The organism is Holdemanella sp. (genome assembly GCF_056804935.1).
On record NZ_DBMEXE010000142.1, the window covers coordinates 1 to 3,858 of the forward strand.

At 33.6% G+C, this 3,858-nt stretch carries 4 protein-coding genes; 3 read left to right on the plus strand and 1 reads right to left on the minus strand.

Going from position 1 to position 3,858, the window contains the following annotated elements:
• From ACZQCL_RS06940 to ACZQCL_RS06950, 3 genes are all read left to right on the plus strand, one after another.
• The coding region (locus tag ACZQCL_RS06940) for an ATP-binding cassette domain-containing protein (protein ID WP_482482418.1) at window positions 1-335 on the plus strand (335 nt) is incomplete at its 5' end.
• A 60-nt stretch (window positions 336-395) separates the two neighbouring features.
• Complete coding sequence (locus ACZQCL_RS06945) at window positions 396-2,156, plus strand: M3 family oligoendopeptidase (RefSeq protein WP_482482420.1); 1,761 nt, start codon at window positions 396-398, stop codon at window positions 2,154-2,156.
• An 87-nt stretch (window positions 2,157-2,243) separates the two neighbouring features.
• Window positions 2,244-3,023: a hypothetical protein gene (locus tag ACZQCL_RS06950; RefSeq protein WP_482482422.1), complete on the plus strand. Its 780-nt coding sequence runs from the start codon at window positions 2,244-2,246 to the stop codon at window positions 3,021-3,023.
• A gap of 14 nt (window positions 3,024-3,037) precedes the next feature.
• Here the strand turns inward: ACZQCL_RS06950 and ACZQCL_RS06955 are convergent.
• Window positions 3,038-3,858, minus strand: an 821-nt coding sequence (locus ACZQCL_RS06955) for a GGDEF domain-containing protein (RefSeq protein WP_482482424.1), incomplete at its 5' end; no start/stop codon positions are given.

Here is a 3,858-nt window from a genome sequence, read left to right on the forward strand (position 1 = left end):
AGGATGAATATCCAAGAAAATTATCTGGTGGACAAAAACAGCGTCTAGCTATTGTTCGTGCTCTAGCTATGCATCCAGATGTAATTTTATGCGATGAACCAACAAGTGCATTAGATCCAGAAATGGTAAAAGGTGTACTTGAAGTCATTAAAGAATTGGCGAATCAAGGAATGACAATTGTGATCGTAACACACGAAATGGGATTTGCCCGTGAAACAAGTGATCGCGTACTATTTATGGATGAAGGTATTATTCAAGAACAAGGAACTCCAGAAGATATTTTTGAACATCCACAAAATCCAAGAACCATCAAATTTTTATCGCAAGTACTATAAGCTTGGGCACATGTTCAAGCTTTTCTTATGGTATAATTTAATAAATTGGAGGAAATTGATATGAATTCAGAATGGTCATTAGACATATTGTACAAGGGATTTGATGATCCTAAATTTAGTGAAGATCTAACATCTTTTGAAAAGAAGGCAAAAGAATTGGATGAACTTTCAAAGACTTTAAGTCATGAAAATGAAAAGAAAGATCTTCTTCAAATTGTTAAAGTATTAGAAGAGTTTGAATTATTAGAAAAACATTTGAGTTGCTTTGGATCTTTGAGTCAATCCACAAATACGGCGAATGCGAAAGCGGCAGCAGCCATTGGTAAAGTAGCTACTATCGCAAGTACAGCCAGTAAGGCTATGGCTGTATTCTCTCGCTATATTGCGGATATGAAAGATTTAAACAGCTATTTAGATTGTCCGGAACTTTGTGAATACAAATATTTTTTAAATGATATTCACGAAAGCGGAAAATATTTGTTAAGTGAAGACGTAGAAGAGGCACTTGCCAAAATGAATATTTCTGCAGGTTCTGCTTGGGAGAAGCAACAAAGTCTACTCACAAGTTCATTGGAAGTGGAATATGATGGTAAAAAGTTACCTTTGGCATCTGTTCGTAATCTAGCGTATGATGCAGATAAAGAAGTTCGTAAAGCTGCCTATGAAGCTGAACTTAAAAGTTATGCACCTATTGCGGATGCAGTTAGTTTTTCTTTAAACAACATTAAACTACAAGTGATTACCGAAGCTAAAATGCGTGGCTATACAAGTCCAATGGATATGACGCTACACCAGTCTCATGTATCCCAGAAAACATTAGATGCACTTCTTAGTGCAATGCAGAAATACTTGCCAGTATTCCATACGTATTTGAAAAGAAAAGCTGAAATGTTAGGGTATGAAAATGGCCTTCCTTGGTATGAATTATTTGCGCCAATTGGAAAATCAGCTACGACAAGTTTTACTCCAGAAACTACAAAAGAATATTTGGTTAATCATTTTAGACCATTTTCTGATGACTTGGCCGATATGATGGAAGAAGCATTTGACAATAACTGGATTGATTTTTATCCACATAAAGGAAAAGTTGGTGGAGCTTTCTGCTGCAATATGCCGTTTGCGAAACAATCACGCGTATTAACTAATTTTGATGGAGGACTTGGAGACGTAGTTACTTTGGCTCATGAACTTGGACATGCATATCATGGATTAAACATTGAAAGTCATAGACCATTAAATTGGGAGTATTCTATGCCAGTTGCAGAAACGGCAAGTACATTCAATGAAAATATCATTATGAATGCAGTGATTGATGAAACAGAGGATAAAGAAGTTAAACTAGGTTTGATTGAAAATCAGCTTCAAGACTTATGTCAGATCATCTGTGATATTTATTCTCGTTACTTATTTGAAAAAGCCGTATTTGACAGAAGAAGTGATGAGTTCTTATTCAAGGATCAGTTGAATGAAATTATGTTGGACGCACAAAAACAAGCTTATGGCGATGGACTTGATCCAAATTGTTTACATCCATATATGTGGGTTTGTAAATCGCACTACTATTCTTCAGATCTAAGTTATTATAACTGGCCATATGCTTTTGGTGGATTGTTTGCGCGAGGCTTAGTTGTGAAATATCAAGAGATGGGTAAAGAAAAATTCGTTCCTAAATATAAAGAGATGTTACACACAACAACGGTTGCATCGGTAGAAGATACAGCTAAAGTATTGGGTATTGATTTAACGGATGAAGCTTTCTGGATTTCTGCATTAGAAACCGCAAAATCAAGAATTGAAGAATTTATCGAATTGTCGAAATAATTGCTTGGAAACAAGCAATTTTTTCTGCAAAAGTTCACAAATGATGATATAATCTATTGCGTTCGAATTTTTTCAAGGAGAGATTTAATGAGTACAGAAATGTTGATGAAAAATAGAGAACGTTTTATTAAAAACGTAAACAGTAATGAGAATGGTGCAGCCGCCCTTTCTTTAAGATTATTTTGTTACGCTAGATTTATGGCAGTAAAAAACCCGTATGCAGAAACGCATGACTGGGTATATGGAAACGAATTGACTAGTGTCCAAGCCAATCAATATGTATTCCGCTTACTGGATGGAAGTACAGAAAGACCATCTATGGATATGTTGATTCGTAAATTAAAAAGTGTTCGTTTGGTTCGTGATAGTGAAATGAATGGTAGAAAAATTTATGTCATCAAGTTCACGGATATCGAAATGGAAGAATTGATGAACAAGAGCATTATTGATAAGCCAAGCGAAAAGTTATTAAAAGAAAAGAAGTCTTCTGTAAAGAAAGAAAGAGAAGAAGTAGTAAATGCATCTTGGAAGGACATCTTTTTGAAAAACAGTAAAGGTGAGAACTTACAGATGTTACGTTTCTGGTTCTATATTCAGTATAATGCTGAAAAGAATGGAAAGAAATATGTTTCTAGAAGCCTAGCGTTAAGTGAAAGTGCGATTGAATATGTGTATAGGGGTATTCCTAAAAGAATGGAAGTTTTGCAGGATTTATTTGCACAAATGAAACAGATAAAGCTGGTTAAAGAAGATGTAGTTAAAAACGAAATAGTAGTTCGTCCAGCTAAACTAGAAGGTTTAGAAATCAAAAATTATATTAAGGATAAGCCTGTTGATTTAATGAGCTTTAATTACACGAATGTATAAGAAAACGACGAGATTTAGTTCTCGTCATTTTTATATATTTTATAATTGTTTTTGCCTGTTCGTTTTGTTTGATACAAGGCTTGATCGGCATGGCGATACAGTTCCATAAAGGTTGTTCCATCTTTAGGGGCAAAGGCAATTCCAATGCTGATGGATAATTTGAAATCTTTTAATTCTTCAATCTTTAATTCATTGACTTTTTGAAGTAGAGACTGAATTCTAGATTCAGCAATATTTTCATCTTGAATTAGAATAATAAATTCATCTCCTCCAATTCTTCCAACAATATCACTTTGTCTAAAATGATTCTTAAAGAGTAAGCCCAAGTTTTCTAAGACTTTATCACCTACCGCATGACCATAATTATCATTAACAGATTTAAAGGCATCTACATCAAGAATCAAGAAACAACAATGTTCTTTATTATTTAGTTTTTGATCAATGAGTTTTTGCGTTGTTTCCTTATTGAAAACGGAAGTTAATGGATCGATTTCAGATAAATGAATCAAATACTTATTTTCTCTTGAACTTGAATGAGCCAAATACACTATAAGACTCAATACAATCAATCCTAAAAATGTTGCCAATAAAGTTTCATAGTGAATAATAAATGTATATGATTCTTGAGCTGCATGAACCGGTACGATATAGCCGACCATCCAATCATTGATTTTTAGTGGGGAATAAGCTAAATATAAAGATTCTTTCTTTTTTGTTTGAATCAAGACAAGATCTGATTTTTGGTTCTTAAAGTCGGTTTTGATTTTCTTTTGATTACAGACATTAAATAAATTATCGACTGTATTTAGTTTATGTTTTTTTTCATACTGTTTAT